Origin of the sequence: Streptomyces sp. NBC_00005, from assembly GCF_045160215.1 — a bacterium.
Classification (GTDB): Bacteria; Actinomycetota; Actinomycetes; order Streptomycetales; family Streptomycetaceae; genus Streptomyces.
In genome coordinates this window covers 594,702-621,655 of record NZ_CP108316.1, presented here as the reverse complement: position 1 = coordinate 621,655, position 26,954 = coordinate 594,702, and the positions used below count along the sequence as shown (strand labels likewise).

Annotated in this window: 26 protein-coding genes and 4 pseudogenes; 18 read left to right on the top strand and 12 right to left on the bottom strand. The window is 70.8% G+C overall.

Annotation, left to right across the window (positions count from 1 at the left end):
* Window positions 1-98 precede the first annotated feature (98 nt).
* Window positions 99-557, bottom strand: coding sequence for a MarR family winged helix-turn-helix transcriptional regulator (locus OG303_RS03150; protein ID WP_405864472.1), 459 nt, complete (start codon window positions 555-557; stop codon window positions 99-101).
* Between the two features lie 63 nt (window positions 558-620).
* Between OG303_RS03150 and OG303_RS03145 the strand changes: the two genes are divergently transcribed.
* Together OG303_RS03145 and OG303_RS03140 are read left to right on the top strand one after the other, a co-directional pair.
* The gene (locus OG303_RS03145) at window positions 621-989 is read left to right on the top strand and encodes a VOC family protein (protein ID WP_168512773.1); all 369 of its coding nucleotides are present in this window, start codon (window positions 621-623) and stop codon (window positions 987-989) included.
* A 16-nt stretch (window positions 990-1,005) separates the two neighbouring features.
* Window positions 1,006-1,315 (top strand): annotated as a pseudogene (locus tag OG303_RS03140) (transposase); the annotation flags it as partial.
* On the opposite strand, the gene OG303_RS03135 reads toward OG303_RS03140, so the two are convergent.
* Entirely contained in the window at window positions 1,304-2,023 is a 720-nt protein-coding gene (locus OG303_RS03135; protein WP_405877056.1) for an IS3 family transposase, read from the bottom strand. The pseudogene OG303_RS03140 and the gene OG303_RS03135 overlap by 12 nt on opposite strands.
* Between OG303_RS03135 and OG303_RS03130 the strand changes: the two genes are divergently transcribed.
* Together OG303_RS03130 and OG303_RS03125 are read left to right on the top strand one after the other, a co-directional pair.
* A complete protein-coding gene (locus tag OG303_RS03130) occupies window positions 1,994-2,140 on the top strand; it encodes a hypothetical protein (protein WP_405877893.1) in 147 nt (48 codons plus the stop codon). The two genes, OG303_RS03135 and OG303_RS03130, sit on opposite strands and share 30 nt — an antisense overlap.
* A gap of 555 nt (window positions 2,141-2,695) precedes the next feature.
* Window positions 2,696-3,490, top strand: a complete 795-nt coding sequence (locus OG303_RS03125) for a hypothetical protein (protein WP_405864470.1) — start codon at window positions 2,696-2,698, stop codon at window positions 3,488-3,490.
* A gap of 21 nt (window positions 3,491-3,511) precedes the next feature.
* Here OG303_RS03125 and OG303_RS03120 read toward each other — a convergent pair whose 3' ends face one another.
* The 7 genes from OG303_RS03120 to OG303_RS03090 form a co-directional block, all read right to left on the bottom strand.
* Complete coding sequence (locus OG303_RS03120; protein ID WP_405864468.1) at window positions 3,512-4,891, bottom strand: ATP-binding protein; 1,380 nt, start codon at window positions 4,889-4,891, stop codon at window positions 3,512-3,514.
* Window positions 4,888-5,550, bottom strand: coding sequence for a response regulator transcription factor (locus tag OG303_RS03115; RefSeq protein ID WP_405864466.1), 663 nt, complete (start codon window positions 5,548-5,550; stop codon window positions 4,888-4,890). The genes OG303_RS03120 and OG303_RS03115 overlap by 4 nt, the downstream gene beginning before the upstream one ends.
* Window positions 5,504-6,292, bottom strand: coding sequence for a phosphatase PAP2 family protein (locus tag OG303_RS03110; RefSeq protein WP_405864464.1), 789 nt, complete (start codon window positions 6,290-6,292; stop codon window positions 5,504-5,506). Before OG303_RS03110 ends, OG303_RS03115 begins: the two co-directional genes overlap by 47 nt.
* Window positions 6,289-6,894 (bottom strand): phosphatase PAP2 family protein, encoded by a 606-nt coding sequence (locus tag OG303_RS03105; RefSeq protein WP_405864463.1) that lies wholly within the window; start codon window positions 6,892-6,894, stop codon window positions 6,289-6,291. Before OG303_RS03105 ends, OG303_RS03110 begins: the two co-directional genes overlap by 4 nt.
* Window positions 6,891-7,559, bottom strand: a complete 669-nt coding sequence (locus OG303_RS03100) for a DedA family protein (RefSeq protein ID WP_405864461.1) — start codon at window positions 7,557-7,559, stop codon at window positions 6,891-6,893. The genes OG303_RS03105 and OG303_RS03100 overlap by 4 nt, the downstream gene beginning before the upstream one ends.
* A 412-nt stretch (window positions 7,560-7,971) precedes the next feature.
* The gene (locus tag OG303_RS03095; RefSeq protein WP_405864459.1) at window positions 7,972-8,709 is read right to left on the bottom strand and encodes a polysaccharide deacetylase family protein; all 738 of its coding nucleotides are present in this window, start codon (window positions 8,707-8,709) and stop codon (window positions 7,972-7,974) included.
* A complete protein-coding gene (locus tag OG303_RS03090; protein WP_405864457.1) occupies window positions 8,706-10,106 on the bottom strand; it encodes an MGDG synthase family glycosyltransferase in 1,401 nt (466 codons plus the stop codon). Before OG303_RS03090 ends, OG303_RS03095 begins: the two co-directional genes overlap by 4 nt.
* A 168-nt stretch (window positions 10,107-10,274) precedes the next feature.
* Between OG303_RS03090 and OG303_RS03085 the strand changes: the two genes are divergently transcribed.
* From OG303_RS03085 to OG303_RS03050, 8 genes are all read left to right on the top strand, one after another.
* Complete coding sequence (locus OG303_RS03085) at window positions 10,275-10,688, top strand: BlaI/MecI/CopY family transcriptional regulator (protein ID WP_405864455.1); 414 nt, start codon at window positions 10,275-10,277, stop codon at window positions 10,686-10,688.
* Window positions 10,689-10,692: 4 nt separating this feature from the next.
* On the top strand, window positions 10,693-11,709 hold the full coding sequence (locus tag OG303_RS03080; protein ID WP_405864453.1) for a M56 family metallopeptidase: 1,017 nt from the start codon (window positions 10,693-10,695) through the stop codon (window positions 11,707-11,709).
* 134 nt (window positions 11,710-11,843) lie between these two features.
* Window positions 11,844-12,782 carry an ABC transporter ATP-binding protein gene (locus OG303_RS03075; RefSeq protein WP_405864451.1) on the top strand — a complete coding sequence of 313 codons (939 nt, stop codon included), beginning with the start codon at window positions 11,844-11,846 and terminating at the stop codon, window positions 12,780-12,782.
* Entirely contained in the window at window positions 12,779-13,618 is an 840-nt protein-coding gene (locus tag OG303_RS03070) for an ABC transporter permease (protein ID WP_405864449.1), read from the top strand. The genes OG303_RS03075 and OG303_RS03070 overlap by 4 nt, the downstream gene beginning before the upstream one ends.
* Window positions 13,619-13,645: 27 nt before the next feature.
* Window positions 13,646-14,935, top strand: a complete 1,290-nt coding sequence (locus OG303_RS03065; protein WP_405864447.1) for a sensor histidine kinase — start codon at window positions 13,646-13,648, stop codon at window positions 14,933-14,935.
* A complete protein-coding gene (locus tag OG303_RS03060) occupies window positions 14,932-15,600 on the top strand; it encodes a response regulator (protein WP_405864445.1) in 669 nt (222 codons plus the stop codon). The genes OG303_RS03065 and OG303_RS03060 overlap by 4 nt, the downstream gene beginning before the upstream one ends.
* A gap of 90 nt (window positions 15,601-15,690) precedes the next feature.
* Window positions 15,691-16,416 (top strand): hypothetical protein, encoded by a 726-nt coding sequence (locus OG303_RS03055; RefSeq protein ID WP_405877054.1) that lies wholly within the window; start codon window positions 15,691-15,693, stop codon window positions 16,414-16,416.
* A gap of 157 nt (window positions 16,417-16,573) precedes the next feature.
* A complete protein-coding gene (locus OG303_RS03050; RefSeq protein ID WP_405864443.1) occupies window positions 16,574-17,503 on the top strand; it encodes a hypothetical protein in 930 nt (309 codons plus the stop codon).
* 332 nt (window positions 17,504-17,835) lie between these two features.
* Here the strand turns inward: OG303_RS03050 and OG303_RS03045 are convergent, their stop codons facing one another.
* A complete protein-coding gene (locus OG303_RS03045) occupies window positions 17,836-19,602 on the bottom strand; it encodes a hypothetical protein (RefSeq protein ID WP_405864441.1) in 1,767 nt (588 codons plus the stop codon).
* A 209-nt stretch (window positions 19,603-19,811) separates the two neighbouring features.
* Here OG303_RS03045 and OG303_RS03040 point away from each other — a divergent pair, with 209 nt between their 5' ends.
* The 6 genes and pseudogenes from OG303_RS03040 to OG303_RS03015 all read left to right on the top strand — a co-directional run.
* A complete protein-coding gene (locus OG303_RS03040) occupies window positions 19,812-20,312 on the top strand; it encodes a hypothetical protein (RefSeq protein WP_405864440.1) in 501 nt (166 codons plus the stop codon).
* Window positions 20,302-20,650, top strand: a pseudogene (locus OG303_RS03035) (DUF1326 domain-containing protein); the annotation flags it as partial. The gene OG303_RS03040 and the pseudogene OG303_RS03035, both read left to right, overlap by 11 nt.
* 887 nt (window positions 20,651-21,537) lie before the next feature.
* Window positions 21,538-21,762, top strand: a complete 225-nt coding sequence (locus OG303_RS03030) for a hypothetical protein (protein WP_405864438.1) — start codon at window positions 21,538-21,540, stop codon at window positions 21,760-21,762.
* Window positions 21,713-21,895, top strand: a pseudogene (locus OG303_RS03025) (IS607 family transposase); the annotation flags it as partial. The gene OG303_RS03030 and the pseudogene OG303_RS03025, both read left to right, overlap by 50 nt.
* Complete coding sequence (locus OG303_RS03020; protein ID WP_405864436.1) at window positions 21,892-22,872, top strand: GNAT family N-acetyltransferase; 981 nt, start codon at window positions 21,892-21,894, stop codon at window positions 22,870-22,872. The pseudogene OG303_RS03025 and the gene OG303_RS03020, both read left to right, overlap by 4 nt.
* A gap of 121 nt (window positions 22,873-22,993) precedes the next feature.
* Window positions 22,994-23,152: pseudogene (locus OG303_RS03015) on the top strand (cupin domain-containing protein); the annotation flags it as partial.
* A gap of 121 nt (window positions 23,153-23,273) precedes the next feature.
* Here the strand turns inward: OG303_RS03015 and efeB are convergent.
* Entirely contained in the window at window positions 23,274-24,548 is a 1,275-nt protein-coding gene (gene efeB / locus OG303_RS03010; RefSeq protein ID WP_405864434.1) for an iron uptake transporter deferrochelatase/peroxidase subunit, read from the bottom strand.
* Window positions 24,549-24,608: 60 nt separating this feature from the next.
* Window positions 24,609-26,666: an iron uptake transporter permease EfeU gene (gene efeU / locus OG303_RS03005; RefSeq protein WP_405864432.1), complete on the bottom strand. Its 2,058-nt coding sequence runs from the start codon at window positions 26,664-26,666 to the stop codon at window positions 24,609-24,611.
* Window positions 26,667-26,954 lie beyond the last annotated feature (288 nt).

Genomic DNA, 26,954 nt, shown 5'->3' with positions numbered 1-26,954 from the left:
TGCAGTCGGGGTCTGTCGGTTTTCGAGGTCGCCGACACGGATTTCAGGCTCGGCTGCACTCCTGTCCGAGCGCGACAAGACGTGCGCCGCGGAACGAGCTATGCACCCTCGTTGTCACCGCGCAGGGAATGGATCATGCTCTGCAGGATCCGGAACGCGTCTGACTGCTCGGTCTCGGTCAGGCCGGTCAGCATTCTGGCCTCGACGGAACGGACGGCTGCGCTCGCCTTCTCGAGGCTTCCTCGGCCGCGAGGCGTGAGCCGCGTGGGAAGCACCTTCCCGACGGGTGCCTCCGCAGGCCTGGTCACGTAGCCGTCTCGTTCCAGGGCCTGGAGTAGCACGTTCATCGTCTGCCGTGTCACGAACGCGCCCCGCGCGAGCTCGGAGTTCGACAAGCCCGGTCGTTGCGCCAGCAGCTCGAGGCAGGAGTAGTGCGTCACGCTCATCCCGAGCGGCCGCAGCACTTCCTCCATGGCCGCGCGCAGGGCGCTCGACGCTTCTTTGAGCAGGTAGCCCAGTGACGTCTCCAGGTCGACGCCGACACCTTCTTGACTCATGTCAGCATTCTGACATAAGTTGATGCGTGTCAGAAAACTGACACGAAAAGAAGGAGCGTCATCATGCCCGCCACCGGCCCCGACTTCATCTCGCTCCAAGTGCGCGACCTCGACGCTTCGCAGGCGTTCTACGAGCAGTACCTGGGCCTCGTCCGCTCGCCGGCCGGACCTCCGCACGCCGTCGTCTTCGAGACGAAACCGATCGCGTTCGCACTCCGCGACGTCATTCCCGGCACCGACCTCGCATCCGTCGCCCAGCCCGGCATCGGTGCCGCGATCTGGCTCCACGCCACCGACGTCCAGGCCATCCACGACGCGCTCGTCGCCGACGGCCACACCATCGTCTCCGCACCCATCGACGGCCCCTTCGGCCGGACCTTCACCTTCGCCGACCCCGACGGCTACCAGGTCACGCTCCACGACCGCGCCTGATCGACCAAACGCCACCGTGTCCGCCTACCGGCAACCCGACCGCCGCGCCGGCAAGGCCGAACTCACCGCCGTCATCAAGACGATCAGCCACGGCGTCCAGGCCGGACTGCCCGAACTGAGTCGACTCGGCAGAACACCGAAACAGCGCGCCGCTGGCCTACTTCGACCGACCCGGCATGTCCAACGGCCCGACCGAGGCCATCAACGGCCGACTCGAACACCTGCGCGGCACCGCCCTCGGCTTCCGCAGCCTGACCAACTACATCACGCGCAGCCTGCTTGACACCGGCGGCTTCAGACCCCGACTACACCCTCTACTGCGATGAGCCGCTTTCTGGCCTTGCGGCAGGCGGGCAGACCACCCCTCGCGGCAAATGTCTCACAGGTGATGGGACTGCGCTGAGGCTGGAGCGGCGGCGGACGGTGTTGTAGCGGTGCAGCCAGCGGAGCAGGTCGAGGCGGGCTTCGCGCTCGTCGGCCCAGGCGCTGCGGCCCTGGAGCGTCTCCCGTTTGCAGGTGGCGGTGAAGGACTCGGCGAGTGCGTTGTCCGCCGAACTGCCCACGGCGCTCATGCTCTGGATCATGCCCGCCCGGCGGCAGGCGTCGGCGAACACCCGGCTCGTGTACTGAGAGCCGTGGTCGGTCTGCATCACGGCGCCGGCGAGGCTGCCGCGGCACCGCTCGGCAGCGGCCAGGGCGTCGGTGACCAGTTCGGCGCGCATGTGGCAGGCGATCGCCCAGCCGGCCAGACGCCGGGAGGCGAGGTCGATGACCGTGGCCAGATACAGGAACTTCCCGCCGGTCAGCGGGAGATAGGTGATGTCGCCGACGTACTTCGTGTTCACAGCGGCGGCGGTGAAGTCGCGGCAGATGAGGTCGGCTGCCTTCGCGGCGGCCGGGTCCGCAATGGTGGTGCGGTGCTTCCTGCGCAGCCGCAGCCGCAGCCGCAGCCGCAGCCGCAGCCCTGCCAGGCCGGCCTGGCCCATGATGCGGGCAACCCTCTTGTGGTTGACCAACTCGCCCGTCTCCCGCAGTTCGGCGGTGATCTCGCGGCACCCACGTTCGGGCCGATGCTGCGCTTCGTCGCCGGCACCGAGTTCGCAGCCCGGCGGATCACCGGGCGACTGATGCGTCAGGCGCTCCGCCGGTGAGTGAGTCCAGTTCCTCGTGATACGCCGCGTGCATCGGATGGCGTTCCGCCGGGTGGTGTAACCGATCAAGTCGCCCGAATCCGCAGGCGGTTGCGGTGGCTCCGCACGACCGGTCGCTCAACTCGTCTCAGCAGAACGCCTCGTGGACCGCCGGGTCGGCGAAGATCAGCTGGAGCCTCGTACCGGAACGCCCAACGCTTGATCCCCTGCACCACGACGCGAGACGCGACCGCGCATCGCGTCTCACCATCCAGTCGTACGTACCAGTCTTCTCCGATGGCCAGGCCGGCACACGTTGCAGAGGCGGCCGGGGGGACAGGTTCCCGTCCAGCGCTGTCGGGCTCCGGCCCAGTTGCTGCGTTCCTGTTCCTCTGCCGTCTGGGTGCGGAGGACCGCCAATAACACCGCCCGCACGCTGTTGACCAGCCCATCGGCCACCGCATTCAGGTTGTGTTCAGGTTCGGCGGAGCCTTGGGCAACTCAGGTTCCAGAAGCGCCAAAACTCTGGCAAAGGGCTCTGGGGCGGCGGCCGGGCACCGTGTCATCGTGCCTGTCATGTCGACTGATCACCTCACTCACAACCGGCCCGCGGGCCACGTCCGTCACGCGGCGAGCAAGGTGTCGGAGGTGACTGTCTACTTCTGGATCATCAAGGTGCTGACGACCGGCATGGGGGAGACGGCCTCCGACTTTCTGGCCCATCTGCTCGGCCCGATTCCTGCTGTCGGCCTCGGCGGCATCGCCTTGGTGGTCGCCCTGGCGGTGCAGTTCGCCGTCCGGAGATACGTGGCCTGGATCTACTGGACGGCGATCGTCATCGTCAGCGTGTTCGGCACGATGGCCGCCGACGTCCTGCACGTCGGCCTCGGTGTGCCCTATACGCTCTCGACCCCGTTCTTCATGGCCGCGCTGGCCGCGGTGTTCGTCCTCTGGTATCGCAGCGAAGGCACCCTGTCCATCCACAGCATCCACACCCGGCGGCGCGAGACCTTCTACTGGGCGGCTGTTTTGGCCACGTTCGCGTTGGGTACCGCCGCGGGCGACCTCACCGCCACGATCGGACTCGGCTACCTGGGATCAGCCGTCCTGTACGCCGCCGCGATCGCCGTTCCCGCCGTCGCTCACCGCTGGGGCAGCCTGAACGCGGTCGTCGCCTTCTGGGCGGCATACGTCATGACCCGCCCGCTCGGTGCCTCCGTCGCCGACTGGATGGCCGTCGGCCACGGCCGGGGCGGGCTCGGCCTGGGCCTGGGGCCGGTCACGCTGTCCTGGACGGTGGCCATCCTCGGGTTCGTCGGCTATCTGGCCGCGTCTAGCAAGGACATCCAGCACGACGTCATGCCGGGATAGCCCGATACTGCCTGGGCCGCCTCACCCCGCAGGCAGGCTGACCACGAACTGGGCCCCGGGCTTGTGCCCGGGGTCGTACTCCACCTCGCCTGCTGCCGCGCGGGCGAGGCGTCGCGCCAGCGGCAGCCCGAGGCCCGCTCCGCCGTGGCCGTCACCGGGATCCGCGCGTTGACCCGGCTCGAAGAGCTGCCCGGCGAACGAGGGCGGGACGCCGGGACCGTCGTCGACGACGTCGATGCGTACGCCGTCGGGTGCGCGGTACGCGCGGACGGTGACGCCGGAGCGGGCGTACCGGCAGGCGTTGAGGAGGAGCGGGCTGACGATGCGTTCGAGGAGGGCGGATGGGACTCCGGCCACCAGAGGCGGGCCATCGGTGGTGAGCGTCAAATGGCTCGGCACGTCCAGGACTTCGGCGACACGCAACAGTGTGGGAAGGACCTCGGTGGTGCCTGGAGCGGTGAGTGCGCCGCCCCGGGCGTCGTCCAGGAGGGTGTCGCAGATGATGCGCATGGACTCGGCGGCATCGGCGATGACCTTGTGGGTGGCTTGGGTTTGGTCGGTCGTGCGGGGCCGGGTCTGCCACCAGTCGAGTTCGGCGATGATCCGGCTCAGGGGCGTACGCAGCTCGTGCGAGAGTTCCCCGGTGAGCTGCCGCTCGTGGCGCAGAAGTGTGCGGATGCGGTCCAGTATGGCGTCCAACGACGTACCGAGGCGGGCGAGTTCGGCCGGGTGCCGCACGCCGCCGAAGCGTTCTTCGGAGGCGACGGCGCTCCACTGGGTGGCCTGGTCGGTCATCGTACGGACAGGGCGCAGCGCGCGGCCGACCGCCAGCCGCGTCAGGGCGTAGGTGCAGGCGAGCATGACGGCGTCCAGGGCGAGTGATCCCAACAGCAGGGTGTCGGCCGAACTCCGGTAGGGAGAGAGGTCCAGCGCGGTGACCACTGTGGCCGCGCTCTTTCCTCCCGGGACCGGGTGCGAGCACAGCCGGAGGTGGCCATGGACGTCGGTGGTGACGCAGCGCCGCCCGCCTGGTCTGGCAAGTGCGTCGGCGACGCGGGTCAGGGGGCCGGCGGCCGGCGGCTGTTCCAGCAGGTGCCGGCCGGCGTAGATCCACACGTTGGTGTCGAGGAGTTCGTCGTGGGAGGTCTCCAGGATGCGTACCGTCGGGCTGTTGTTGTCGATGGTCGCCGCCACGGCTGCGGCGCGGGTGTGCAGCTCGTCGTCCGCCTGGTGCTGGAGGCGGTGCTGGGCCACGGCGTTGAAGGCGACGGTGAGGACCAGCATCAGCAGCGCGGCCGTGATGAGGGCCACGAGGCTGAGATGGCCGCGCAGCGTGCGGGGTGCCAGGCGGTGGAGGAGAGCAGCCGCGTCAGGCCGCGTCCTGTGGCCGCTGTCGCTCATGAGAGGCGGTGGCCGATCCCGCGGGCCGTGCCGATCGTCCGGTCGCTGCCCGCCTCGCGCAGCTTGCGGCGCAGTCGGGTCAGGTATTGGTCGAGGGTGTTTTCGTGGACCTGGGCTCCTTCGGGCCAGCCCGCCCGGACCAGCTCGCGGCGGCGGACGATGCCGCCGGAAGCGGCCATGAGCGCGGCCAGGAGACGGAACTCGGTCGGCGTCAGATCGACTCGGGTGCCTCGGACGTCGACCACGTGCCGCACGGCGTCCAACGTCAGGTCTCCCGTCGTGGCGGCGGGCGGGGGCGCCGCCCGTTTGAGGGCTGCCCGCAGGCGGGCGGCGAGTTCGGTGAGGTGGAACGGCTTGGGCAGGTAGTCGTCGCCTCCGGCCGAGAACCCGGACAACCGGTCGGTGAGCCGGTGATGGGCGGTCAGGAAGATGACGGGGGAGAGGAACCCGTTCGCGCGCATCGCCTGGCACACGTCCCGGCCGTCGGCGTCGGGCAGCCCGATGTCGAGCACGCAGGCGGAGATCTCGGGGGTGGCCAGCCGCAGGGCGCTGGCGCCGTCCGGCGCCGGAACGGTGTCGAAGTCCTCGTCGCGCAGCCCGCGCATCAGCACGTCACGCAGGGCGTGATCGTCCTCGACGATCAGGATCGTCCGGCGCATGGTCCTCCCTCTGATGTCGTGCCAGGGCCGTTCGGTCTGCCGCTGTGCCCAACGGCCCCTTCGTCCCGTGCGCTATGCCCGTGTCAGTCGTGTCGGAGGTCCATCGCCCGGAAAGCCACCAGGTCACGGCGCACAGGCACACCCCCAGCCAGCCGAGGGCGAACAGCCAGCCGCCGACGACGTCGGTGAACCAGTGCACCCCGAGATAGATCCGGGTCAGCCCGACCAGTACGCCCCAGCCGCCGATGACCACGGTGAGCGCAGTCCTGCCTCTCGGGCCGCGCACGAGAACGGCGATGATCAGCAGTCCCGCGGTGAGGGCCGCCGTGGTCGTGTGACCGGACGGGAACGCCCATCCCGAGCCGTGCGTGCCCCAGTCGGCCTGGGGCGGCCGCGGCCGGCCGACGAGCATCATCACCCCGTACCGCAGCGCCTGGCCGGTCCCGAGCACGGCCAGACTGAGCGCGACGGCAAGCGCCCGCTGCCGGAGGCTGCGGCCCGCGACGATTCCGGCCAGCGCGGCCAGCGCGAACGGGATGATCCCCGTCCCGGTGGCGGTCAGCCCGCGGGCGAAGGCCACCGCCACGTCCGGGCGGTGGCTGACGGACCAGGTGAGAAGGTCGCTGTCCGCGAACAATGGTTTGCCGTCGTGGCCCACCACGACCATGGTCAGCACGCCGAACGCCGTCCACGCGCCGAGACTGCAACTCCCGGCCAGTTCGGCGACGTCGCTGCGCTTCATGATGCTGCCAGCAGCGGACGCAGCCGGGTGGCCGTGAGCCGCAGCGCCAGGGTCTGTGCATGCCTGCGCAGCGTCGGCATGACGAGCAGCACGGTGAGGGCGCCCACCACAACTCCGGCCAGCACGTCGTGCGGGTAGTGCGCGCCGACCCAGACCCGCGCGGCCGCCATCACGCCGGCCGCCACCGCGGCCACCGCACCGAGCCGACGCGAGACGAACAGCAGGGCTATGGCCGCCGCGGCGGCGATGGCCGCGTGGTTGCTGGGAAAGGACCAGTCGCCGGGCGCCGGACATGCCTCCAGCGTGGCCACCCGCAGACTCTGACAGGGGCGGTTCTCCCGCACCAGTGGTTTCAGCACCACGTCCGCTCCGTAGGCCACCAGCACCACGAACGGTACGGCGAGCGCCGTAACCGACGCGGTGGCGGTCGCCCGCCGAGCGCGCCACCAGCCGAAGACCATGAGCACGGCGAACAGGGCGAGTGCGTACGTCGACCAGGCTGACACCACGTCATCCAGCCATGCTGGAGAGCGGCGAGCGAGCCCCACCACGTCCGTGTAGGCGGAGCCGTCGATGGACGAGCCGTCGAAGGCGAGGATCATCCGCGGGCCTCCTTCGCCTTCGCGGCCCGGCGCGAGCGGCGCACCTCGGAGGCGAGCGGGATCAACGACAGGGCCACGATTCCCGCGACCATCGGCAGCAGATACCGGTCCACATTCGGTACGGAGGAGCCCAGCGCGTAGCCCGCCACGGTCAGACCCAGGCTCCACACCAGCCCGCCGGTCACCTGCCAGACGGTGAACGTCCGCACCGGCACCCCTAGGGCGCCCGCCATCGGGTTCAGGACCGTGCGCACCACGGGCACGAAGCGGGCCAGCACGATCGCCTTCGCATGCCCGTAGCGTTCCAGCAGCTGCTCCGCGCGTTGCGCGCCCTCATGCAGGCGGGCCGAGCGGCTGCGGGTGAGCAGGGCGCCGCCGATTCTCCGGCCCAGGAGATAGCCGCACTGCGAGCCCGCCAGTGCGCCTACCGCCGCGGCGACCAGGAGCGGGGCGAGCGACATCTTCAGGCCCCGGTCGGCGCTCCCGGTGCACAGCAGACCGGCCGTGAACAGCAGCGAGTCGCCCGGCAGGAAGAAACCGATCAGCATCCCGGTCTCGGCGAACAGCACCACACCCACGCCCAGCACGCCGAAGGCGGACAGCAGGGAGCGCGCATCCAGCACATTGACAGCGAGATGCGACGATAGGTGTATGGCTGTGGTCATCGTCGAGAGCCTCTTCGTCTTTCGTCCGGACCGCCGGATGCACCGCAGGGGAGCCACCCGACAAGCGACCACAATTCTGTAGACGGTCTACTCAACTGTAGACGATGGCGGAGTGGGAAACGTTCCCATGACCGACGCGAGGAGTGACCAGGATCCCGCCCGGTGATCCCGCGCCTGCCGGGATGGCGAACGCCTCGGGGGCGGGGAGTCGGCCACGATCAGTTCGGTGTCCGGCGGCTGTCCCTCGCACAGCACCCGCGGGGCCCGTCGCGTGACGTACTCGGTGCGCGCGGTCGTGAAGAACCGGTGGGCCAGCACGAGCAGCAGGGTGGACGCGGCGAACCCGATGACCTACGAACAACAACGAACTGCCCTGGAACGCGAACGCCACCGCCCCTGAAGCGCACGTCGATCAGGACCGTTGGGGTCGGCCGTGGTCGCGCAACCGGCCGACGTCGTAGCCCCGTTGCTCGCAGGTGTCGAGGATGCGGGGGAGGGCTCCCAGGGCCGAGCGCCAGGCGCCCGGGGCGGAGGTGCAGTCGGAGTCGTGGAGCAGGATGGTGCCGCCGCCGTCCAGGCCGGACGTGACGGTGCGCTGGACGGAGTCCGGTGTGGCGCGGGCGGTCCAGTCCTCGCCCCAGCAGGTCCACAGCACGGGGGTGAGCCCGAGGCGCCGGGCCGCCAGATGGGCGGCGGTCGACATGACGCCGTACGGGGGCCGAAAGAGCGTGGGCCGCTGCGCCGTGATGTCGGCGACGGTGTCGCGGGCGCGGGCGAAGTCGTCGTACGTGGCCCGCGGGCCTCGCAGCAGCAGCGGGCGGTGCAGCCAGCCGTGGATGCCGATCTCGTGTCCCGCCGCGGCGATCTCGCGGACCAGGCCGGGCGAGCGGTGCGCCTCGCGACCCAACAGGAAGAATGTCGCCCGGACTTGACGCTCGGCAAGGACCCGCAGGAAGAGCGGGGTGGAGCGTGGATCGGGTCCGTCGTCGAAGGTGAGGGCGATGTGATCCGGGCGGCCCCGGCCCGAGAGCCGGGGCATGGAGCGGTTGCGCAGCGGTCCGAAGGTGGAGACGACGGGTGCCGCATGGGCCGCTATGAGGGCGGGCAGGGCTGCGAGCGCCGCGGTGCGCATCAGGCGGGCGGCGGTCACGCGTGGTGGCCTTCCGGGCGGGGCGTGTGGCCCGGGTGCGGGTCGTCCAGGTCGAGGCCGTGTCCGATGGCGTGCAGCACGCCCGGGCCGTCGTACGCCGTCGCGATCCCTGTGCCGACCGCGCACGTCCACACTGCGCACGCCACGGCGGTGGTGGCGACGAGCCGACGCGCCGTGGGCCGACGGCGTCGTGCGGCTGGTCGGCGAGGCAGCGGCGGCAGTCCCGAGCGGTGGACGCGCGCTGTCTCCGCGGCGGGTCCGCCGTCGGGCTCGGCGGCGAAGAGGGCGAGCCCTGCCGTGCGTTGGCGCAGTCCGAGCGGGCCGTCGATCAGGTCGCGGAGCACGGGCTTGAGGCGGGCCGGATCGCGGATCCAGGCCGCCACGCCGGCCTCCTCCAGCGCGGCGGCGTTGGCCGGCCCGTGGCCCGGTATGCACCGGTAGCTGGCGACGGGCAGGCCGGTGGCGAACGCCTCCAGGGAACTGAGCCCGCCGGCGTTCTGGACCAGGACGTCCGCGGCGCGCATCAGGGCGGGCATGTCGTCGACCCAGCCGTACGCGTGCTCGATGCCGTCCGCGCGCAGCTGCTCGGCCAGTGCCTCGTTACGGCCACACACGACCACGGGGACGGCGGCACCGCAGTCGCGCAACTCCAGGGCGACCTGCCGAACCGGTCCCACGCCCCAGGAGCCGGCGACCAGCAGCACCAGTGGAGCGTTCTCCGGCAGCCCGAAGCGGGCCCGGGCCGCGTCGCGCTCCCGCACGCCGCCGGGACGGAACCGCGGATCCACCACCGGACCGCACATGCGAACGTCCCGCGCCCCGGCGGCTCGCGCCTGGGCGGCGGGCACGGCGTGTGCGGAGAGATGCACGTCGACGCCGTCCGCGACCCACAGTGGGTGCACGGAGAAGTCGGTGAGGTAGGTGAGGACGGGCACGGCCAATCGCTCGCGGAGTCGCAGGCCACCCAGGACCCGGCTGGCTCCCGGATAGGTGGACACGACCGCGCCGGTGTCGGGGTGCAGCGCGTTGAGCATGCGCTGCTCGGCGGTGCGCAGCAGCGCCCTCGCCAACGGCCCGCCGCCACCGGCGCGTTCGGTGCTCCGGTAGACCCGCTCGTAGGCCCAGGGGGCTCGGACCAGCATCCGGTGGTAGCCGTCCCGGACGAGCGGTCCGATCCGGGCGGGCAGCAGATCCAGCAGGTCGAACCGGTCGACGGTGAGGCCACGAGCGGTGAGCCGGCGGTCCAGTTCGGCGGCGGCGCCGTCGTGGCCGGCGCCGATGCTCGCCGAGACGATCGCGACGCGCTCGGCCCCTGCCGTGGGCGGCAGCAGTGGCTCGGGGTGCAGGGTGGCGGCCGCCAGGGCGCGCAGATGCACCGAACTTCCAAGGTAGGGCATGGGGGCTCGTTCCTCCGCGGGTGGAGTGGGCGGCCGAACTCTACAACATGTAGTAGGTGGACTCGTACAAGATGTAGTAGATCTCGTGGTGGAGAACCCGTCGGCTTTCTACAAGCCGTAGTAGCTCCGCCGGTAGGCTGGGCCGCCGAGCGGGAAGGTGGGCGAACGGTGCGCGACCGGAAGAACGACGAAGGCGGCAGGGCGAGCGGCAGAAGGGCTCGCGGGGAGCTGGAGAGCGGCGTCCTCGCCGCCCTGTGGGCCGCGGACGAGCCGCTGACCGCACGGCAGGTCCAGGAACGGCTGCCCGCAGACCTCGCCTACACGACGGTGCTGACGATCCTGTCGCGCCTGCACGACAAGGGCATGCTCGTACGTCACCCCGCGGGCCGCGGATACGCGTTCGCGCCCGTCCGGGACGAGGCGTCCGAGACCGCAGTACGGATGCACTCCCTGCTGGAGCGCGGCTCGGACCGGGAGGCGGTGCTCACCCGCTTCGTGTCCGAACTCTCGCAGCAGGACGAGCAGTTGTTGCAGCGTCTGCTGGGCGAGCAGGACGCCGGGCGCGGCGACGACGGGCCGTGAGCCGGTGAGGATCAGCGTCTACATTCCCCTCCTGGTCACCGTGGTCCTCGCCGTGATCGCCCCCCGGGCGGCCCGGCGACCGGCACCGCGGCCCGCGGCCTGGTTCCTGGCGTGTGCGGCACTCGTGACGGCGACCGGCTGGCTCGGCTCACTGGCCCTGCTGGCGTTCACCGGGTTCGCGCAGATCCCCGAGATCGCGGAGGAGGGCCACTGGTCGGTGACCACGCTGCGTAGCCAGGACCCGGTCTCCCTGGCCGTCGCGGCCATGAGCGCCCTGACCCTGGCGGCGGGACTCGTCGCGCTGAGCGTGGCAGCCGTGCGGCAGGTCCGCCATGTCCTGTGGGCCCGGCGGGAATGCGGCCGGGTGCCCGGAGACATGGAACTGGCCGTACTCGACGACGAGGCCCCGCAGGCGTTCGCGCTGCCCGGTGCACCCGGACGGATCGTGGTCTCCCGAGGGATGCTGCGCTGCCTCGGAGACGCGGAGCGCGAGGCCCTCCTGGCGCACGAACGGGCCCACCTCCGCGGCCGCCACCACCTCTTCCAGACCGTCTGGCGGCTGGCCGCGGCCGTCAACCCGCTGCTGCGACCGCTGGCCGAGGCCGGCGGGTTCGTACTGGAGCGATGGGCCGACGAGGAGGCCGCGGCCCGCATCGGCAGCCGTACGGTCGTCGCCCGCGCCGTCGGGCGGGCGGCTCTCGCCTCAGCCGGAGCCTCCCGCCCCGCCACCCTGGCCGCGACCGGCGGCGCGGTTCCCCAGCGGGTGCAGGCCCTGCTCGCCCCGCCGCCACCGCGCCGCACCCTGCCCTTCGTGGCGGGCGCCCTCCTGCTCACCCTGTGCTGCGCCAGCCTGGCCAACGCCGCCTCGGAGAGCGAGAGCCTGGTCGACAGCGCACAACGTGCCCAGTGTGCCGCGGACGCGGGGGCGCCGGGAGCGGCGTGGGCAGGGCACCCTTCGCCACGGCCGGACGGCTGCTGCGACCACCACGGAGCCGACGGACCCGGAAGGCACCACTGGTAGCCGCGTAGTACCCCGGTACTACGCGCTCGGCGCGGTTCAGCCTCCCGGTACCACCGGATCGGGCGACTCGGCTCCTAGCGTTGCCGTACGGCGTCGGAAACGTGGGACGCCGGAGGCCGACAGAAAGAACGCGCATGATCGACGCACGGCAGCTGACCAAGAGGTACGGCGAGAAGACGGCCGTCGACGGGCTGGACTTCGTGGTGAAGCCGGGCACGGTGACCGGCTTTCTGGGACCCAACGGCGCGGGAAAGTCCACGACCATGCGCATGATCGTCGGCCTCGACGCCCCGACGAGCGGCTCCGTCACCGTGAACGGCCACCACTACGCCCGTCACCAGGCACCCCTCCAGGAAGTCGGCGCCCTCCTGGAAGCGAAGTCGATCCACCCGGGCCGCTCGGCCTACAACCACCTCCGGGCCCTCGCGCTGACCCACGGCATCCCGCGCCGCCGGGTCGAGGAGGTCATCGACCTCGCCGGGCTGGGCAGCGTGGCGACCAAGCGGGCCGGCGCCTTCTCCCTCGGGATGGGCCAGCGGCTGGGCATCGCGGCGGCGCTGCTGGGCGATCCGCAGACGGTGATGCTGGACGAGCCGGTCAACGGGCTGGACCCGGAGGGCGTGCTCTGGATCCGCAACCTGCTCAAGAGGCTCGCCGACGAGGGCCGGACCGTGTTCGTGTCCTCGCACCTGATGAGTGAGATGGCCCTGGTGGCCGACCACCTGATCATCGTCGGTCGCGGGCGACTGCTCGCCGACACGACCGTGGGAGACCTGATCCGCGAGGCGGGCGGCGACACGGTGAACGTGGCGACCCAGGACCCGGCGCGGCTGCGGGACGTACTGGCCGGACCGGGCGTCGACGTCACCGGCCGGATCGGCTCCGAGGAACTGCAGGTGACCGGACTGACCGCACGGGAGATCGGGCTGAAGGCGGCCGAGCACGGGATCGCGCTGTTCGAACTGAGCACGCGGACCGTGTCGCTGGAGGAGGCGTTCATGGAGCTGACCAGGGATGCCGTGGAGTACCACGGCTCCACCACCGGGATCGAGACCCTCGGGAGGCCCGCATGACCACCCTCACCGCCACCGCCGAGGAACCCCGCACGGCCCCCGCCCGCCCCGCCTACCGGGTGACCGGACGGCGCGTGCTCTCCTCGGAATGGGCCAAGCTGTGGTCCCTGCGCTCGACCTGGATCACTCTGGGGCTCGGCCTGCTCTTCCTCGTCGCCTTCGGCCTGATCGCCGCAAGCCATTACAAGTCGGGGATCAACTCCGGCCACACGGACCGGGACTTCGCCACGTCCACGGCCGTCAGCCTGTCCCTCTTCGGCACGAACTTCGCTCAACTGGCCCTGGGCGTGCTCGGCGTGCTGGTCACGGCGGGGGAGTACTCGACCGGCATGATCCGCTCGACCCTCGCTGCGGTGCCCCGCCGGCTGCCCGTGCTGTGGTCCAAGGCGGCCGTGTTCGGGCTGGTCGCGCTGGTGGTGGGGACGCTGGGTGCCTTCGTCGCCTTCCTGATCGGCAGCGGCATCGTCTCGGGTACGCCTGCTGCCATGGGCCTCTCGCACGCCGGTGTCGTACGCAGTCTGCTCGGCGCCGGGCTCTACCTCGGCCTGGTCGGCGTGATCGGCACGGCCCTCGGGGCCCTGCTGCGATCGGTGGCTGGCGGAATCTCGGTACTGGTCGCCACCTTGATGCTGGTCCCGGGCCTGATCTCCCTGCTGCCGAGCTCCTGGCAGGACGACATCAGCCCCTACCTGCCGTCCAACGCGGGGGAGTCGATGTTCGCCCTCACGCACGACTCCACGACCTTGTCGCCGGGCGCCGGGCTGCTGGTCTTCCTGTGCTGGACGGCGCTGGCGCTGGCGGGCGCGGCGTACCGGCTCGCGCGCAGCGACGTCTGACACCTGCACCATGGCAGCGTGACATCCGTGACCACCGATGACCTCAGCGGAATGGGACCGCTGGTCGCCCGACTGTCCCGGGGCGGCCAGCGGCTGCGGCATGCAGACCGGACCCACCCGTGGGTCCTGGACACCGCAGTCGTGGTCGTGGTCTTCCTGATGTTCTGCCTGCCCGACCTGCTCCATCACGGTGCCGGCGACGGCGACGGTCCGCGCCGGTTCCGGCTCGCCTTCACCCAACTGCCCGTCGCGGGCATGCTGGCGCTGCAGGCCGGACTCGTTCTCCCCTTGCTGTGGCGGCGGCGCAGACCCCTGGCAGCATTCGCCGCCATCGCGGCGGTCTTCGTCCTCCAGTGGTCCATCGGCGCCGCACTGCGCGCGGACATCGCTCTCTTCGTCGCCCTCTACAGCCTGGCCCTGCACGGAAAGCTGCGACAGCTGGCGTGGGCCTGCGCCGTCATGGCGGGCGCCATGGTGCTGGTCGCTGTACGCGCGTCCTCGGCCGTGTCCGTCTGGGACGCGCTGTTCTTCCTGCTGAGCACCGCGACCGCGGCCCTCGCGCTCGGCCTGATGATCCGCATCCGCCGGGCCCAGCTCGCCGGACTGCGCGACCGGGCCGCCCGCCTGGAGATCGAGCGCGACCAGCGCAGCAGGCTGGCCACGGCCACCGAACGCACCCGTGTCGCCCGCGAGATGCACGACATCGTCGGCCACAACCTGTCCGTCATCATCACCCTCGCCGATGCCGGCGCCTACGCCACCGACATCGCACCCGAACGCGGCAAGGAGGCCCTGCAGCTCATCGGCGACACCGGCCGCCAGGCCCTCGGCGAGCTGCGGCGCGTGCTCGGCGTGCTGCGCGAGGCGGCGGGCGCGCCCCCGGGCGGGCCAGAGCTCAGCCCGCAGCCCGGCCTTGCCGACATCGACGCCCTGTGCGCCACGGTGCGTGCTGCCGGACTGGAGGTCGTCTACCGGACCTCCGGCGACGCCGACGCCCTGGACGGCGGCGTTCAGCTGACGGTGTACCGCATCGTCCAGGAAGCCCTCACCAACACCCTGAAGCACGCCGACACCGACACCCGGGTGCACCTGGCGATCCTCGTTGAGGACAGCCGACTGACCATCCGGGTCCAGGACACCGGTCCGGCCGCACCGCCCGGACCGCCGAACGAGGAAGGACACGGCCTGGTGGGCATGCGGGAACGAGCGGCTTTGTACGGGGGCACCGTCAGCGCGGGACCGGCGGCAGGCGGCGGATGGAGCGTCGAGGCCGTACTCGACCTGACAGACCTCGCACCCCAGGGCGGTGCCCGGTGACCACCGTGCTCATCGTGGACGACCAGCCGCTGCAGCGCTTCGGCTTCCGCATGCTGCTGGAATCCGTCCCGGAGACAGAGGTCGTGGGGGAGGCCGCGCACGGGGCCGAGGCCGTCCGCAAGGCCGCCGAACTGCGCCCCGACGTCGTCCTGATGGACGTGCGCATGCCCGGCATGGACGGCATCGAGGCCACCCGCCGCATCGTCGCCGCCGGCGACCGCTCGCGCATCCTCGTGCTCACCACCTTCGACCTCGACGAATACGTCCACGCCGCCATCCGCGCAGGCGCCAGCGGCTTCCTCCTCAAGGACGCGCGCCCCGACGAACTCCTGGCCGGCATCCGCGCGGTTGCCGTGGGCGACGCCGTCATCGCGCCCGCCCTCACCCGCCGCCTCCTGGCCGAGTTCGCCCAGTACGTCCCCGCCCACCGCGGAGACTCCGCCGAGGACGCGAGAATCGGCTCCCTCACCGACCGCGAGCGCGAGATCCTCGTCGCCATCGGCAAGGGCTGGACCAACGGCGAGATCGCCACCCGCTTCGTCCTGTCCGAGTCCACCGTCAAGACCCACGTGGGCCGCGTCCTCGCCAAGATCGGAGCCCGCGACCGCATCCAGGCGGTGATCTTCGCCTACGACCACGGCCTCGCCCGGCCCAACGCGGACTGAGCCGATGCGCGGTGCCGGGGAGGCCGTGAGTGGTGAAGGCTCAGCCGTTCGGATTCACGGGGGCTTTCTTCCCTCACTGTCTACTTCTGGATCATCAAGGTCCTGTGCACGACGGTCGGTGAGACGGCGGCCGACCTGCTCAACGAGAAGGCGGGCCTGGGCCTGACCGGCGTGTCGGTGCTGATGAGCGCCCTGCTCGCGGTCGTGCTGGTCGGCCAGTTCCGTACGACTGCCTACCGCGCGGGCGTGTACTGGCTCGCCGTCGCCCTGATCAGCGTCGTCGGCACCCTGATCAGCGACAACCTGACCGACAACATGGGCGTGCCGCTGGAGACCAGCACCACCGTGTTCGCGATCGTCCTCGCGGTCGTGTTCGTCGTCTGGTACCGGCGGGAGCGGACCCTGTCCATCCACAGCATCGACACCACCGGCCGGGAGTCCTTCTACTGGCTGGCCGTGTTGTTCACCTTCGCGCTCGGTACAGCCGCCGGAGACCTGTTCTCCGAGCGCATGGATCTCGGCTACTGGCTGTCCGCGGTCCTCTTCGCCCTGGCCATCGCGGCCGTGGCGGTCGCCCACTTCACCCTCGGCCTGGACGCGGTGTGGAGCTTCTGGGTCGCCTACATCCTCACCCGCCCTCTTGGCGCCTCGATCGGCGACTACCTCTCCCAGCCCACCGGCGACGGCGGCCTCGGCTTCGGCACCGTCGTCACGAGCGGACTCTTTCTGGCGGTCATCCTCGGCCTGGTGGTGTATCTGATGGTGACCCGCAAGGACGTCGCTGACCCTGCGCGCGCGGCGCGGCAGGCGGCCTGAACGGCTCGGGAGGCGTTCAGGAAGCGTTCAGGAATTTACCGAAAGGGTCGTACACCACGGCCGTCTTCCGCGGTCGGCTCGTATGTCACAGGGCGCCGGTCTCCTTCACGGGGACGGGCGCCCTGCCACACCCCCCACCGAACAGGAGTGTCCGACCTTGGAGATTCCGGAAGCCCCCACCGAACTCCACGTCGCCAGTACGCAGCAGGGGACCGTGACCACGGCCAAGTCGGCGATGAAGAAGCTGCCCGAGGCCACCCTCGCCTTCTGGATCATGAAGATCGCGGCGACCACCCTGGGCGAGACAGGGGGTGACCTTTTCGCCCAGACCCTGAAGTTGGGTTACTTCCTCACCACGATCGCACTGTTCCTGATCTTCGTGGTGACCCTCGTGGTGCAGCTGCGCTCCCGGCGCTACAACCCGTTCTTCTACTGGACGGTCATCCTGTCGACCAGCATGGCCGGCACCACGATGTCCGACTTCATGAACCGTGACGCCAGCGCCAAGTACCTTGCGAATGACGCCACTTCACTGGGCTGGGGGCCGCAGGGCCTGGGCTTCGGCTACCCGACGGGCGCGGCGATCCTGATTTCGATCCTGGTCGTCATCTTCGCCGTGTGGAAGCTGTCCGGAATGACGTTCGTCATTCGTGACATCGTCAGTTTCCGAGGGGAGACACTGTTCTGGTCGGCGATCCTAGTCTCCAACACGCTCGGCACGTCGATGGGCGACTTCCTGTCCGACAGTTCGGGCCTCGGCTACGCCGGAGGGGCGGCGCTCGTGACCGGCGTCCTGCTGGTGCTGGTGGCCCTGATGAAGCTGCCCGCGGTGCCGAATGTGCTGCTGTTCTGGTTCGCGTTCGTGCTGACCCGTCCGCTCGGCGCCACCGCCGGTGACTTCCTCACCAAGCCGGTCGCCAAGGGCGGCCTCGACCTCGGTACGGCGGGCTCCTCGGCCGTGCTGCTGGCGGTCCTCATCGGCCTGATGGGGTACGCCCACGTCCAGGAGCGCCGCAGCCCGGGCCCCGTCCCGTCCCTGCCTCCGGAGACCGGCGAGCGCGACCGGGTCACCCAGCGGGCAGGCTGACGGCGAACCGTGCCGTGCACGTTCTGCAGGTGGTGTGTGGGAGTTGCAGGCGGTGCCTTGAGATGACGGCGCCAGGCCCAAGCGAACCCGCGCAGGAGCCCGACACCCCGGCTGAAGCGGCGCAGCAGGAGGACCGCGGTGGTGGGGACGGCGACGAGGGGTCGAGGGAGCTGGATGGTCGGGATCGCCCGTACCGCGTGGCCGTGGCCGCTGTTGCCGCAACGGCCGACCGGCCCTGATCGGCAGCCGGCTGCACCGGCTGTCGATCGGCGACGGCGCCCGCACTGGGCGGACGGTCGGCTGCCTACCTGGCGAAGCCGGTCGAATCACCCTTACCCGGAGCGGAGGGCGCCATCGCCCGGGTGAGCGGTGGCTTCGATGCGGGCCGTGCTGATCGTCATGGGGGTTCCGGTGACGGCGATCAGATACATCCGCTCATGCGCGCCCGGCAGTGCGCGGTGACCACCGGCCGGTCGCACGACGTATACGGCCGTGGTGTGCGGGGCGAGAGCGGTGGGCCCGGAGGCGATGGTCCACCAATTGGAGGCGCCCTGGCCGATGCGGCTGGCGAAGTGCGGGGTGAGGGCGGTGCCCGTGGTGTTGACCGCCCGCACCGTCACGGACGAGAGGGCCGGGTGAGACCGGTCGCTGACGCGGGTGGTGAGCGTCATGCGCAGCGGCGGCGGGCTGGCGGCGGCGATTGAGGTGCACAGCACGGCAGGAGCGACGAGAGCCGTGGCGACGGTCGCCTTGGCGCGGCGGCCGATGGCGCGGGACACACGGGGCTGCCAGGCGGAGGCCAGCGAGGAGGCGGGAACGGTCGCTGCGGCCGCCAGCCACAGCGGGGTCATCATCAGGAAGTAGCCGTCCTGCGAACGGGTGGCGAGATAGAAGGACAGCCACGGCAGGACGGTGATGGCCGTTCCCACACGCCGGGCGAACAGCACGGTCGCGGTGAGCAGCCCGGCGAGGAGCAGCATGCTGGCGTAGGAGTAGTAGTCCAGGCGGCTGCTGCCGTCGGTGAAGTAGTAGGAGATGCCCATGAGTCCCTGGCCGTGCAGGATCGCCTTCTGGGTGATCGGCAGCAGCAGTCCCCGCAGCCAGGCGGAGAAGCCCTGGGCGGCGAAGTAGGCGTTGATGCCGGCCCACGTCAGGGCGGCGACGCCGGCGAAACGGCCCACCACAGCCGTCGCGGGCCGGGCCCCGAGTTCGGAGCGACGGACCGCGTACAGGCCGATCAGCAGGAACGGGGCGAAGAACCAGGCGAGTTGCTGAGCGGCGCAGGCCGCGCCCAGGCACACCGCCCGCAGCACCCCGCTCCGTCCCAGGCGCCCGCCCGCGCCGCTGGCCGGCCAGCGGACCGTCACCGGGACGAGGAGAGCGAGGGCGACGATGGCCGGGTAGCCGGAGCGGGCGTAGCCGGGCAGGATGCCGAAGCCGAGGCAGACGGCGGTGGCCGCCGACCGCCAGGGGGCCGGGAGGAGCAGCCACAGCGTGACCGAGCCGGCGATCAGGGCAGCGGTGGTGACGAGGTTGGCGGCCTCCGCCGAGTGCAGGACGGCGTGGAGCGGTGCGGCGAGCAGGGCTGTCAGCGGCGGATAGCCGTAGGTGTAGTCCGCTCCGCCGGACATCGTCTTGGTCAGGGCGGACTTCGACGTGCCGAACAGCCAGGGCCAGGGCTGTCCGTAGATGGGACGGCCGTGCGCGATCTCGCTCGCGGCCTGCGCGGTCAGCGCGCCCTCGTCGGTGCCGGCGTGGTCCAGCAAGTAACCGCACGCCACCAGGGCCACCGCGAGGACGAGGACGGCGGCGTCCACCCTGACCAGGGTCCGTCGGCTCCGCACGGCCAGTGCGAGCACCCCGCACAGCAGGATCCCGGCGTAGCAGACGGAGATCACCCCGGCGACGGGCGGATGGGTGAGCATTGCCTGGGTCCAGGCCGAGCGGGTACCGATGAACAGACTGATCGTGGCGATCAGCGTCATACCCCGGTGCCACTGCTGAGGGGCGCCGACGTCGGCGGAAGCCCGGGGACGGGCGGCGGCGGACGGGGGCGCGATGCGGTGCTGCACTCCCGTGTCGACGGTATGGGCGCTCATGTCCAGCCTCTCCACACTTGGCTACTACATCATGTAGAGAGAGGATGCGTGCGCCCAGTTCATCCAGGAGAGGTGAGAGCGTCACAAGAAAATGGTCCGGTGTTCAGTAGCGCACCCCCGCTGCCGCCCGGGCGAGGGGTCGCCGGCGGCCGAGCGACAGCGTGCCCGGGAGCGGCCCTACCGGCACGGGACACCTCCGGGAGGGCATTGTGACGCCCGTCCGCATCAAGTCCACGACGCCTGCACCGTCGGACGAACCTGCCCGGGGTCTCTCGCCGTGGCGGTTCGTGATGGTGTTCGGCGGCGTCAGCCTGCTGATGGACTTCGTCTACGAGGGCGCACGTTCCGTCACCGGCCCGCTGCTCGCTCACCTGGGCGCCTCCGCGGTCGTGGTCGGCGTGGTCACAGGGGCGGGTGAGGCCGCCGCGCTCGGACTGCGGCTGGCTTCGGGCCCGCTGGCCGACCGCAGCCGCCGTTTCTGGGCCTGGACCATCGCCGGATATGTCCTGACCGCGGCCACCGTTCCGGTGCTCGGTCTGACCGGTGTGCTGTGGGTGGCCTGCGGCCTGGTGATCGCGGAACGTGTCGGCAAGGCGGTGCGCTCCCCGGCCAAGGACACGTTGCTCTCGCACGCCACCGCCGCCACCGGACGGGGCCGCGGCTTTGCGGTGCATCCGGCGATGGATCAGGTCGGCGCCCTTCAGCGGTGAGGTGGGGGGCTGGCCGAAGGAGTTCGGCGAACTCGCCCCTTCGAGGTGCGCGGCATGGAAGTCGCCCCCGTCATCGTGGAGATCGACGAGGACCTGGGATCGTGGAGCGTCGAGATCCCCGGCCGAGTCACCGCCCGCGCCGAGGCCCTGGCCGGTCCCACCACGCCCGCCGGCGCGCGGGTGCAGATCCACAACGCAGGCGGTGCCGAGGTCGGCCCGGGCCAGATCGCCACATGGGCCGCGCCACCACCGACCAGGCCGACGCATTCGGCTTCAGCTGGGACCGCAGCGGCAAGTCCAGCAAGCATTTCCCGTTCGACTGGAGTGGCCCCGACTGACTGAGCGACCCTGCTCTGCGCCTACCTCTCGGCCGTACTCCTGGCCGACCCGCTGGCCAACCTGCTGTTCGGCTGGTCCTGGGCCGACCTGATCACCGCCCTGGCAGACGTCGCCGGGGCGGAGTTCTCCTCGGGTACCGGAAGCGGCTGCCGCCAAGGCGTAGACGTGTCGATCTTCGGTGCGGTTCGGCCGAGCCATTGAGCCGCGGTCTTCGCCGCCGCACGGGTTGGAAACGACACAGCAAGGAGCCGGAAAGGAGCGGAGAGCCGGAGCTCGACGCACACCACGGGTCTGCCGGACCGGATGGCCACGAAGTCCATCCCGGCGTGATGGCTGCGCGTGCCGATGCACCGGACCCCTGGAATCCAGATGCCGCGCTGCGGGACTCCGCGCAGGGCGCGCCACCAATCGGGTTCGACCGTCACCCGGCACACCGCCGTCAGCGGCACGCGCACGTCGCCGCGGCGCGCAGCTGCCTTTTCCCGCCACGCCAAGTGCACGACCAGGTCATCACCGTCAGCGAACATCCGTGCCATCGCTCCACTCCTCCTTCCCATCCTCGTCCGTGAGGCTGCTGTATGGCGCGCGGGCGTTGTCTTTCTTGGCCCCCGCAGGGGTCGCGGGCCGGACGCGGCCGGGTCGGATCATCCGGCGAGCAGGCCGTTCGGCCTGCGCCGCATGCCTGCACCGGCAGTCTCCGGGGGCACACTGAAGCTGTGCGCCCAAGCGCTGGTCAAGGGGCTCACCGCACCCGCGGCAGAGACCGCGCTGACGGTCCCGGTCCAACGACGTGACCAGGAACTACGTCCACGCCCGCATTCACGCTTCTCTCGCCGCGTCACGGCCGAGGGTGGACCATGGGGTGAACGAGCGAAGGAGGCCCGTCATGCAATCCGGAGCCTCGGACTATGACCGCTGGCTGTATGCGCGTACCCCGTCGCAGGCCGAGGGGGAGCGCGACGAGCCGGGCGAGCGCAGCGCCATGGAACAGCACCCGGACGTGCCCAGGACCGAACCATCTCAAGCGGAGGGCGAGCGGGCGGACGACATCCCGACGAGACATCGAAGCCGCACTGTCCGCGACCGGCCGCCGCCTGGTGGTGCTGGATGAGGGCGAGGCCGATGACGACCTGGTGCAGGACATGGTGGACGTGCTGACGTCGTGGTGCGCCCGCCTGTACGGTCGGCGTTCTGCGAAAAACCGGGCGAAGGAGGCGCAACGGTCGGGAAGGAGAGGACGATGATCCCACCGGCAGGGGAGCGCAAGAGTGGCACGGGCCCTGTGTCGGTCCGCCCGCTGGGTGAGGCGGACCTGGATCGGGCCGACGAGATCTTCAGGGTCGCCTTCGGGACGTTCCTCGGGGCTCCCGAGCCGAAGACGTTCTTTGGGACCGCCGACTACGTCCGCACTCGCTGGGCGGCCGATCCACAGGCGGCCTTCGCGGCGACGGTCGAGGGCGAGGTCGTTGCATCGAACTTCGCCGTCAACTGGGGCAGCGTCGGGTACTTCGGTCCGCTGACCGTGCGTCCAGACCTGTGGGACCAGGGCGTCGGCAGGCGCCTCATGGAGCCGGTCATGGACTGCTTCGACACCTGGGAGAACCGCCACCTGGGCCTGTTCACCTTCTCGCACAGTCCCAAGCACCTTGAGCTCTACCGCCGTTACGGTTTCTGGCCCCGATTCCTCACAGCCATCATGAAGAAGCAGGTGGCAGGCAGTGCCGCGGTCCCCGGCCGAGTGCTGTACGGCCAGCTGCCCGCCGCCGAGCAGCCCCACGCCCTGAGCCTTTGTCGCGCACTGACCGGGGCCGTGTACGAGGGCCTGAGCCTGGAACGCGAGATCGTGGCCACGCACGCGCAGGGGCTCGGTGACACCATTCTGCTCCAGGGTGCCGGATCCGAGCTCGATGGCTTGGCCGTCTGCCATTGCGGAGCCGGGTCGGAGGCCGGCGAGGACGTGTGCTTCGTCAAGTTCGGAGCCGTACGCCCTGGCCCGGAGGCCGCCAACCGGTTCGAACGACTGCTTGGCGCGTGCGAGCAGCTGGCCGCCGAGCGCGGACTGGGTCAACTGGACGCCGGGATGAACCTGGGCCGCCCGGATGCCTACCGTCGAATGGTCGACCGCGGTTTCCGCACCTGGTTGCAGGGCGTGACCATGCACAGGCCCAACGAACCCGGCTACAGCCATCCCGACGCCTACGTGATCGACGACTGGCGCTGAGACCCTGCCACACTCGGCCGCGAGGAAGGCCTGGTGCTGCCCGAACCCGTGAACATTCCGCGTTGGCGCCGACGGCCAGACACCTCCCGGACCACTGTCGAAGTGCTGTCCCCGCTTATGGTGCCCGGCGGGCGAGGAGCACTGGCACGGCGCCACCGACACCCATCTCATGGCTCACATCGCCATGGTCGTCGGTGACGGCACCGGCGACGGAACCACCTGGCTGGAGCCGGTCACCGACGAGCCGTACACCGCCGCCCTCGCCACCATCGGCCGCTGACGGCGCACCGCACGGCCACAGCGCGCAAATGGAAGCCGGACCGCTGGTCGACGGAGCGTCGGCCCGCGGGTGGACGGGATCTTGGTCCTGGGCGAACGGCTGCGGCAGGGCAGGGGAGGGGTCAGCCGTGCAGCAGGGAACGGCCGAGCCAGTCTGAGTGGTCGCGTACGCCGGGCAGAGCGAAGAAGTAGCCGCCGCCGGTAGGGGTGATGTAGTCCACCAGGGGCTCGTCGATCAGTCGTTTCTGGGTGGCCTCGAACTGGCGGACCACGTCCTGCTGGTAGCAGCAGAACGCCAGCCCCATGTCCAGGTCGCCGACCTTGTCGATGCCGCGGTCGTAGTTGTAGCCGCGGCGCAGGATGCGCGAGGTGTCCGTCCTGTCGGTGCGCGGGTTGGCGAGGCGGATGTGGGCGTCGAGCGGGATCGCCTCGCCGTGGGGGTCCTTGGCGTAGTGGGGTGTGTCGGTCTCGCGGGTGCCGTCGAGGGGGGCGCCGGTATCGCGGCGGCGGCCGATCATCGTCTCCTGTTCGGTGAGCGAGACCCGGTCCCAGAACTCCACCCGCATGCGGATGATGCGGATCACCTGGTAGCTGCCGCCGACCGCCCAGGAGGGCTCTGCGTCGGCTCCCGTGACCCACACCAGCTTGTCCATCTCCCGGGCGGAGGAGGTGTCGGGGTTGGCGATGCCGTCCTTGAAACCGAGGAAGTTGCGCTGGGTGCCCGACGGTCGGGAGGGGTTCTGGGAGCCGTCGATGCGCCACTTGACCTGCATGGCGCCGCGGGTGTGGCGGGCGATGTCGCGCAGCGCGTGGAGCACGGTGTCGGAGTGGTCCGCACAGATCTGCAGGGACAGGTCGCCGTGGCACTCGGCCGCGTCGAGGTTGTCGTTGGGAAAGGTGCGCATCGCCTTGAGGTGCCGTGGCTTGGCGGCGGCGAGACCGTAACGGTCGTCGAAGAGGGAGGCGCCCAGTCCTACGGTGACGGTCAGGCCGTCGGCGGGGATGTCGGGGCCGAGGATGCCGCTGTCGGACGGCGGGGCGCCCACGCCCTGGTCCTCGGGGGTGCCGCCGGCGGTCAGGAATCGCGCCCGCGCGGTCAGGGTGCGCAGCAGGTCGGCGAGTTCGGTGCGGTTGTCGGCGATGACGTCGAAGGAGACGAAGGCGGCGGCCGGCGGCTGCGGGGTGACGATGCCGGCCTGGTGGGTGCCATGGAAGGGCACCGCACGAGCGGCCGTGGTGGTGCCTTCTGCGGCGGTGGCGCGCCCGCCGGCGAACCCGGCTCCCGCCAGCGCGGCACCCGCCGCGCCGACACCCAGGGCGGTCTTGACGAACGTACGGCGGCCGGCGGGGCGGTCTCCCTCGTGACCCGCTGCGGGGCCCGGCTGCTGGGTCGGCATCGGGGTGGTCCTCTCCTGGTGTTGCGGTTGGTGCGCGCGGTGGTGGCGGAGCGGTGACGTTCAGGCCGCCCGGCGGATCTCCAACAGGTCCGGGATGGGGGCGAGTTGCTCCAGGAGCTGGCTCATGGCGCCGTCGAGCTGTTGGTGCGTGGCGGCGGAGAGGTCCTCGACGGGTGTCCAACTGCCGTCCGTGTGACGGGCGGAGAGAACGAGGTCCTCGGTGCGCCGCAGCCAACTGTCCACGCCAGTCAGGACCTTGGGGTTGCGCTGCTCGATCAGCGGGCGGAGCAGGCCGAGCAGGACCCGGGTGCCCTTGATGTTGGCCTCGGCCGTCGCCAGGGAGGTGCCGCTGCCGTAGTCGGTGGCGCCGGTCAGCTCCTGCTGGAGGGTGGCCTCCAGGATCTCGTGGGTGCGCAGCGGCAGGTCGGCCGGATCGAAGTGCTGGTGGGGGAAGGCCTTCTGCAAGTCCGCGACATCGGCGGTGAGTTGCCGCGCGGCCTTGGCGAGGGAGGCGGCCGACTCGCCGTGCCACAGCCCGTACTCGATCCGGTGGAATCCGGTGAAGCCGGCGTCCTTGATTCCGTGGGGCAGGCCGGCCGTCGTCCCGTTGATCTTCGCGTCGAAGTCTTCGAACGTGCCGTAGGCGGCGCCGAGCGCGGAGTACGCCTCGTGCGCGGGCAGCCAGTCCTTTCGGGCCCTGTCGAGCTTCTTGGCCTCGATGTCGCGCTGCAGGGTCCGGGTCCTGTCCAGTAGCCCGGCCAGACCCTTTTGTACGTAGGCGCGGTAGGACGCCAGTGGAGCGGCGAGGTCCTTCTCCGCGACCGGCAGCACGGCCCTCTGCGTGGTGCCGCCCGTGACCTGGACCGCGGCGGAGGTGACGGCCTTGCCGCTGGTGGGCACGCAGCGCCAGGCGTAACTTCCGCTGCCGATCGTGGCGATCAGGGCGCGGGTGGTGCCGGGCGCGATGCCCTCGACCTCGCCGTAGACAGCCGCGGTGGCCGGGTTGATCAAGTACGCCTCGACGGCGCTGCGGCCGGTGTTGCGCACCTGGAAGGACTGGCGGCCGGGCTTGGGGGCGCTGAACCCCTTGCCGCAGTCCGCGGGAGAGACGGTGACGGTGGCGGCGGAGGCGGGCTTGTCGCCACCGACCGCCACCAGCACGCCCGCGAGTACGGCGGGAGCGGCAAGCGCGGCCACGGGGACCACCCATCGGGGCCGCCGTCGCCCGGAGGCCGGTCCAGGGGCCGCTGGGGAAGGGGCTGTTGTCGCCGCGGGTGGCGTCGCGGCGGAGGTGACCACACGGCGCACACCGCGCACACCACGTACGAACAGCGTCATCACCACGGCGAGATACACGCCGTAGGCCATGATCTGAAGCCACGTCATCTGCGGCGTCAGATTGAGCGTGCCGCTGACCAGGGTGGCGTACCAGGAACCGGGGTCGACACGCGCCGACAGGTCGAAGGCGTACGCGGCCGAACCCGGCAGGACGCCGCCCTCCTGCAGGTCGCGCACCCCGTAGCCGAGGACCCCGGCCGCGATGACGATGAGTGCGGCGCCGGTGGCGGTGAAGAACCGGGTCAGGTTGAGATGCAGCACCCGCCGGTACAGGCCCCAGCATGAGGCCGCGGCGAGCAGCAGACCCGCCCCCGCGCCGATCAGGGGACCGGCGGACTCCCCGGCCGCCTGCCCCGTGGTCCACAGGAACAGGGCGGTCTCCAGCCCCTCACGCCCGACGGCAAGGAACGAGGTGACGATCAGCACGCCCGCGCCCGTGCCCAGAGCGGCAGTCACCTTCTCCTTGAGCTCACCGGAGAAACTCCGCGCCGACCGGCGCATCCAGAACACCATCGCGGTGACGAACGCGACGGCGATCACGCTGAGCACTCCGCCGAAGGTCTCCTGCGCCGGCCCGGACAGGCCGGCCGAGGTGAACGTCAGTACCGCCCCGAATCCCATCGACACGCCCACCGCGGCGAGCACCCCGGTCCATACGTGCGGCAGCCTGGAGCGGTGGCCGGACCGGACCAGGGTGGCCACCAGAACCGACACGATTAGCCCGGCTTCCAGCCCCTCCCGCAGGCCGATCAGGAAGCTCGGGAGCGCGTTGTCCCACACCAGGAAACTCCTCTCGGGCACACCACGGCCCGGTTGAACTCCGGCCAGGGCCTGCTTAGTGAAGGCAAACCTAACCGCCGGTCATGGAGGTGCTGCCGTCGGATCTCGCGGCGCTCGGGGCTCGACGCGCTCAAATTTGCTGCTCGGGACGGGAGTTGGGGCCTGGTTAAGAGTTGAGTGTGAGCGCGACCTTTGGTGCGTATATCAGCATATTTCGGATGCAGAGGGCTCTGTGTGAATGCCTTGCAGCGGGCGCAGGCGAACGACGACGTGGGTTCGGCGCGGTGT